Raw genomic sequence first — 6469 nt, 5'->3', positions numbered from 1 at the left:
GGCCTGATCAAGGCGATCGACCGGTTCGACCCGGCGCAGGGCGTGGAGTTCACCACCTTCGCCATCCCGACCATCGCCGGCGAGATCAAGCGCTTTTTCCGGGACACCGGCTGGATGGTGCACGTCCCCCGGCGCCTGCAGGAGCTGCGGATCACCCTGGCCAAGGCCACCGACGAGCTCCAGCAGCTGCACGACCGCGCGCCGACCACCGCCGAACTCGCCGAGCACCTCTCGATGGACGAGGCCGAGATCCGCGAGGGCATCGTCGCCGGCCGCGCCCAGACCGCCGGCTCCCTCGACATCGGCTCCGGTTCCGACTCCGACGACGGCCCCACCCTCGGCGACCGGATCGCCTTCGAGGAGCGCGACTACGAGCTGGTGCTGAGTCGCGAGGCGCTGAAGCCGGTGATCGCCGCGCTGTCCGAGCGCGACCGCGAGGTGCTCTCGCTGCGCTTCGGCTCGGAGCTGACCCAGGCCGAGATCGGCCAGCTGCTGGGCTACTCCCAGATGCACATCTCCCGGGTGCTCAAGCGGGTGCTGGGCGAACTGCGCGAGGCGCTGCTGACCGGCGAGTGACGCCGGTACGGCTGGGGGCGTCCACACCAGGCGGTGTGGGCGCCCCCAGCCGTGCGCCGCGCAGCCGTACCGGCCGTCGGTGCCGGCGCCCGCTCAGGGGGCCATGGTCACCGTCACGGTGGTGAAGCCGGCCGAACGCAGCAGTCCCTCCAGCATGGAGCGGGTGCTCTGCTCGGAGCGCTGGGTCAGTTCGGTGTCCTTGGCGGCCTGCTCGATCTTCTGCGTGGCCAGCAGCTCGACCTGCTGCTGGTTGCCGGGGTTGCCGCTGAAGAAGTCGCCGATCCGGTCGAAGAACCCGCGCTGCTGGAGGTAGACGTAGGAGCGCCGGACGTCCAGCGCGGCGGGGGCCAGCTGGGCGTGCGGGATCACCACGGAGGCGGTGGTGCGGTCGGCGGAGACGGTCACCGCGCCCTTGTCGAGGCTGCTGAGGTCGACGTAGGCGTCCACGGTGCCGGCCGCGACGTACAGGGTGCGGTTGCCGAGCAGCGCCGAGGGGAGGAAGGCCGCCTCGTGGTCCAGGTCGACGATGACCTGGAAGTTGCCCTGGGCGCCGGTGAACCGCTTCATGTCCTGGATCGAGCGCAGCAGCACCGGCTGGCTGCGGTCCACCGTGCGGCGCTCGAACGGGTTCGGTATCGAGGGGAACAGGCCGAGGTGGGCCCCGGCCAGGAAGACCGCGGCGATCACGGCCAGGGTCACCGGCAGGCCGATGTACCAGGGGGTGCGCCGGCGGGCGGGGCGGTCCGGGCGCTCGGCGGCGGGCTTGGGCGAGTCGTCCGGCTCCGCGGTGCCGGCGGTGTCGGGCCCGGCCCCGGTGGTCCGGCCGCGTCTGAGGAGTGCCATCGCTGTCGTCTTCTCTCGTGAGGTGGGGAACTGGCCCCGTGGGGTGGGGAACTGGCGGGAATCGGTTCAGTCGCGGCGGCCGTGCAGGGCGCGCCCGAGGCGGCGGCCGACCAGCAGGCAGACCAGCAGCGCGCCGGTGGTGTTGAGGATCACGTCGTCCACGTCGAAGGCCCGGCCGGTCACCAGTGCGGCCTGGGCGGTCTCCACCGTCACCATCACCAGGGCGGTCAGCGCGGTCACGGCGAGCGGGCCGCGGACCCGGCGGAAGAGGACCGGGAACAGCAGGCCGAACGGCATGCCCAGCAGCAGGTTGCCGCCCACCTGCTGGGCCGCCGCACGGACCGCGGGCTGGTCCAGGTAGGCGCGCAGCGAGGCGCCCGGCCGCAGGTTGGCGTGCACCAGGTCGCGGGAGGCGGGCGAGGGGACGAGGGTGACCCGGGCCAGCGCGACGGCGAAGGCCACCGTGGCGGCCAGGGCGACCAGCAGCACCATCGCCCGGACCAGGGCGGGGGCCCAGCCGGAGCGGCGCAGGAAGGGTGGCCGCGGTGCCGGCTCCGCGGCCACCGGTGCCACTCCCGCCGGTGCCGGTCCCGCCGGTTCGGCCAGTACCTTCGTGGCTCGTGTCATGGTCCTGCTCTCCCCTCGCTGCGTGCCGCCCGGTGCGGTGGTCCTCGCGTACCCCGGGCGGGCCGGGACAAGCCGGTCCGGAGCGGCAGCGTGCCAGTCAACTGGGGCGACTTCAAGCCGAGTTGATGCATCGTGGACGATTCGTCCGGAGCGCTGCGTGGCCGCCCGTGGCGCGGGCAGACGAGCCCCGACCCAGCTGGTGCGCGAAGGAGGAGCGATGTCCCAGATCGAGGAGTCCATCGAGGTGGCGGTGCCGGTCGGATCGGCCTACCGGAGCTGGTCCGAGTGGACCGCCTTCCCGGAGTTCATGAGCGGTGTCGAGCGGGTCGAGCCGATCTCCGCCGACGCCGTGCACTGGGTGGCCAAGGTGGACGGGATCCAGCGGGAGTTCGACGCCGAGATCACCGAACGCACCCCGGGCGAGCGGATCGCCTGGCGCTCGGTCGGCGGCGCCGAGCAGTCCGGCGTGGTCACCTTCCACGCCCTGGACGCGGACCGGACCAGGGTGATGCTGCAGCTCGACCACACCCCGCACGGCGTGGTGGACGTGATCGGCGACCGGCTCGGCTTCGTCGCCCATCAGGTGCACCGCTGCCTGCGAGACTTCAAGCAGCACGTCGAAGCCGTCGGCTGAGCCCCGGGGCCACTCCCGGCCCGCCTGCCTCCCTGCCGACCGCCTCCCCACCGCCCACCGCCCGCCACCCGCAGCACCCCGCCGACCGCGCCCCGACCGAGGAGCCCCCATGCCGGCCGACCCCCGCCCGACCACCCGGCTCCCCGCCCGCGCCCGGTGGGCCGCCCTGCGCCGTACCGCGCGCGAACTCCTCGGCGACGAGCTGTTCGACCGGGCGGCTGCCCTCACCTACTACGGCGTGCTGGCGCTCTTCCCCGGCCTGCTGCTGCTCACCGGGCTGCTCGGGCTGGCCGGACCGGCCCCGACCGGGCAGATCCTCTCGGGCCTGCGCGCACTCGCCCCCGGCCCGGCCGGCGAGGTGCTCCGCGACGGGGTCGGCCAGGTGGGCCGCAGCGGCGGCACCGGCGGGGTGTTCGCGGTCCTCGGGGCGCTCGGCGCGCTCTGGTCGGCCTCCGGCTACGTCGGCGCCTTCATCCGCTCGGCCAACGCCGTGCACGGCGTCCGGGAGGGCCGGCCGCTGTGGCGGCTCGCCCCGGTACGGCTGGCGCTGACCGCGTTCCTGGTGCTGCTGCTGGCCGCCGGCGCGGTGATCGTGGTGTGCACCGGCCCGATCGCCGGGCAGGCCGGCCGTGCTCTCGGCGTCGGTGACTGGGGCCTGCGGCTGTGGTCGGTCGCCAAGTGGCCGGGCCTGGTGCTGCTGGTGACCCTGATGATCACGGTGCTGTACTGGGCGGCCCCCAGCGTCCGCTCCCGCGGCTTCCGGTGGATCTCCGCGGGCAGCGTGCTGGCGGTGGCGCTCTGGCTGGCCGCCTCGGGCGGCTTCGCGCTGTACGCCACGTACGTCGGCGGCAGCTACAACCGGATGTACGGGGCACTGGCCGGGATCGTGGTCTTCCTGGTCTGGCTCTGGCTGACCAATCTGGCCGTGCTGCTGGGCCTGGGCTTCGACGCCGAGCTGGCCCGGGCCCGCGCCGCCCGCACGGTACGGGGCACCGGCCCGGGGCCGCTCGACAAGGCCGCGCCGGCCGGGTCCTACCGCTCGGCGTCCTCCCGCTCCGCAACGCCCCGCCCCGCGCTGCCGGGCTCCGCCGAGCGCGGCTGAGGCGCCGCGGCCGCCACCGTCACCCGGGGCAGCGCGGCCGGGTGACGGTCCCGCAGGAACGCCACCAGGTGCTCCCGGACCGCGCAGCGCAGCTCGAACGCGCGGTCGGCGTCCGCGGCCGTCATCAGCGCCCGGACCACGATGGTGCTCGGGGTGGTGTCGACCACCTGGAGCGCCCGGCCGGTGCCGTCCCAGCGTTCGTCGCCCGCGAGCAGCTTCTCGAACTCCGCCCGCAGCTCGTCCACCGGCGTGCGGTGGTCCAGGTGCAGCAGCACGGTGCCGGTGATGCCCGGGTCGCGGCGCGACCAGTTCTCGAACGGCTTGCCGGCGAAGTAGGAGACCGGCATCACGATCCGCCGCTGGTCCCAGGTGGCGATCACCACGGCGGTCAGGGTGATCTCCTCGACCGTGCCCCACTCGCCGGCCACCACGACCACGTCGCCGATCCGCACCATGTCGCCGAAGGCCAGCTGGATCCCGGCGAACAGGTTGGCCAGCGAGGACTGCGCCGCCACGCCCACCACCAGACCGAGCAGCCCAGCAGAGGCCAGCAGGCTGGCACCGACCGCGCGCACCGCGGGGAAGGTCATCAGCGCCGCGGCCAGCGTGAGCACCGCGATCCCGGCGTCGCAGATCCGCCCGACCAGCTCCGCCTGGGTCCGCGCCCGGCGCACCCGCCCCGGGTCGCGCCGCCGCCCGGAGGCGTACCGGGTCAGCGCCGACTCGATGAACAGCGAGACCGTCCGCGCGGTCAGCCAGCCCGCGCTGACCAGCAGGGCGAGCAGCAGGCCGTGCCGCAGCGGCGGCCCGATCCCGGAGGGCAGGCCCATCCCGGGCTCGCCAGCCAGCAGCAGTGCGGTCAGCGCCGTGACCAGGGCCGGGATCCGGCAGTGCCGCAGCATCTCCCACCGCCGGGCCCCCGGCCGTCCGGCGGCCAGCCGGCCGACCGCCAGCACCAGCAGCCGGTCCACGGCGAGTACGGCGGCCACCACCCCGGCGACCACCAGCAGCGGTCGGACGACGGTCCATATCGGCATGCGGGTTCCTCCTCCAACGATCTGTCCGGGCGTGCGTCGAGGCCCCGGGAGCGGCGCGGGGCCTCGACAGCGGGCGCCGCCGGGACGGGGCGGCGCCGGCAGGTCGCCTGCCCCCTGAGGTCCGTTCAAACACCGCGGGCCGCCGATCCGCCGCCGCCGGCCCGACCAGCGGCCCGACCGCAGGCCCGCCCGTCGCGGGCGCCCGGCCGGCCGGCTGCCCGGCCCGCCCGCTCGGCTAGGCTGCCGCCGACACCGTCACCACCCGGTGACGAACGATCAGCGCGAGGAGACCGAGATGGCCGGCGAGCCCCAGTCCGACTGCCTGTTCTGCACGATCGTGGCGGGCGGGATCCCGGCCACCGTGGTCCGCGAGACCAAGGACACCATCGCCTTCCGCGACATCAACCCGCAGGCGCCCACCCACGTCCTGGTGATCCCGCGGGTGCACTACCCGAACGCCGCCGCGCTGGCCGCCGCCGAACCGGCCGTCGCCGCCGAGCTGCTGACGGAGGCGGGCGAGGTGGCCGCCGCCGAGGGCATCGCCGACTACCGGCTGATCTTCAACACGGGTGCCGGCGCCGGTCAGACCGTCTTCCACGCCCACGTCCACGTGCTCGGCGGCGAGCCGCTCCGCGAGGGCCTGGTCTGATCCGGTGTCACAGCGCGAACTCGTCGTCCTCGGCACCGCCAGCCAGGTGCCCACCCGGCACCGCAACCACAACGGCTACCTGCTGCGCTGGGACGGCGAGGGCCTGCTGTTCGACCCCGGCGAGGGCACCCAGCGGCAGATGCTGCACGCCGGGGTGTCGGCCACCGGGATCACCCGGATCGCCGTCACCCACTTCCACGGCGACCACTCGCTCGGCCTCGCCGGGGTGATCCAGCGGATCAACCTGGACCGGGTGCCGCACCCGGTGGACGCCTACTACCCGGCCACCGGCCAGGCGTTCTTCGACCGGCTGCGGTACGCCACCGCCTACCACGAGAGCGCCGAGCTGCGCCCGCGCCCGATCGCCGGACCCGGCCCGCTGCCGGCCCCCGGCGCCCCGTTCGAGCTGGCCGCGGTCCGGCTCTCGCACCCGGTCGACTCCTTCGGCTACCGGCTCACCGAGCCGGACGGGCGCCGGATCGTGCCCGAGCGGCTGGCCGCGGCCGGGCTGCGCGGCGGCCCGCTGGTCGGCCGGCTCCAGCAGCAGGGCTCCGTCACCCTGGACGACGGCCGCACGGTCACCCTGGACGAGGTCAGCGAGGCCCGCCCGGGCCAGCGCTTCGCGTTCGTGATGGACACCCGGCTCTGCCCCGGGGTGACGGAACTCGCCGAGGGCGCCGATCTGCTGGTGATCGAGGCGACCTTCCTGGACGCCGACGCCCGGCTGGCCGAGGAGCACGGCCACCTGACCGCCGCCCAGGCCGCCCGGGTCGCCGCCGAGGCCGGCGTGCGGACCCTGGTGCTCACCCACTTCTCGCAGCGCTACCCGGACCTCGACGGCCATCTCGACGAGGCCCGCCGCCACTTCGACGGCGAGCTGGTGGTGGCCGAGGACCTGGCCCGGGTGCCGGTCCCGCCGCGGAGATGACCGAAAAACCATTCGCCTCCGGCGCCCGCCCGGTCCAGCATCGGATGCGCCGCCCGGGGTGCCGCACCGCCGC

The 6469-nt window shown here is 74.9% G+C and carries 8 protein-coding genes; 5 read left to right on the top strand and 3 right to left on the bottom strand.

Annotation, left to right across the window (positions count from 1 at the left end):
* A partial coding sequence (locus ABT014_RS23705; protein ID WP_350641037.1) for a sigma-70 family RNA polymerase sigma factor occupies positions 1 to 576 on the top strand: 576 nt, incomplete at its 5' end.
* 93 nt (positions 577 to 669) lie between these two features.
* Here ABT014_RS23705 and ABT014_RS23700 read toward each other — a convergent pair.
* The gene (locus tag ABT014_RS23700) at positions 670 to 1419 is read right to left on the bottom strand and encodes a DUF4230 domain-containing protein (protein WP_350641036.1); all 750 of its coding nucleotides are present in this window, start codon (positions 1417 to 1419) and stop codon (positions 670 to 672) included.
* Positions 1420 to 1485: 66 nt separating this feature from the next.
* Positions 1486 to 2046 carry a VanZ family protein gene (locus ABT014_RS23695; protein WP_350641035.1) on the bottom strand — a complete coding sequence of 187 codons (561 nt, stop codon included), beginning with the start codon at positions 2044 to 2046 and terminating at the stop codon, positions 1486 to 1488.
* Between the two features lie 217 nt (positions 2047 to 2263).
* Between ABT014_RS23695 and ABT014_RS23690 the strand changes: the two genes are divergently transcribed.
* Both ABT014_RS23690 and ABT014_RS23685 read left to right on the top strand, forming a co-directional pair.
* Positions 2264 to 2680 (top strand): SRPBCC family protein, encoded by a 417-nt coding sequence (locus ABT014_RS23690; RefSeq protein ID WP_350641034.1) that lies wholly within the window; start codon positions 2264 to 2266, stop codon positions 2678 to 2680.
* Between the two features lie 109 nt (positions 2681 to 2789).
* Complete coding sequence (locus tag ABT014_RS23685; protein WP_350641033.1) at positions 2790 to 3782, top strand: YihY/virulence factor BrkB family protein; 993 nt, start codon at positions 2790 to 2792, stop codon at positions 3780 to 3782.
* Here the strand turns inward: ABT014_RS23685 and ABT014_RS23680 are convergent.
* Complete coding sequence (locus ABT014_RS23680) at positions 3713 to 4819, bottom strand: mechanosensitive ion channel family protein (RefSeq protein WP_350641032.1); 1107 nt, start codon at positions 4817 to 4819, stop codon at positions 3713 to 3715. The two genes, ABT014_RS23685 and ABT014_RS23680, sit on opposite strands and share 70 nt — an antisense overlap.
* Before the next feature lie 295 nt (positions 4820 to 5114).
* Between ABT014_RS23680 and ABT014_RS23675 the strand changes: the two genes are divergently transcribed.
* Both ABT014_RS23675 and ABT014_RS23670 read left to right on the top strand, forming a co-directional pair.
* Entirely contained in the window at positions 5115 to 5468 is a 354-nt protein-coding gene (locus ABT014_RS23675; RefSeq protein WP_350641042.1) for an HIT domain-containing protein, read from the top strand.
* Between the two features lie 4 nt (positions 5469 to 5472).
* Positions 5473 to 6396, top strand: a complete 924-nt coding sequence (locus tag ABT014_RS23670) for a ribonuclease Z (protein WP_350641031.1) — start codon at positions 5473 to 5475, stop codon at positions 6394 to 6396.
* Positions 6397 to 6469 lie beyond the last annotated feature (73 nt).

It is taken from the genome of Kitasatospora sp. NPDC094015 (assembly GCF_040304075.1).
In the GTDB taxonomy this organism is placed as follows: domain Bacteria; phylum Actinomycetota; class Actinomycetes; order Streptomycetales; family Streptomycetaceae; genus Kitasatospora.
Note: the sequence above shows the minus strand (reverse complement) of the source record. Positions and strands in the feature narration are given on the sequence as shown.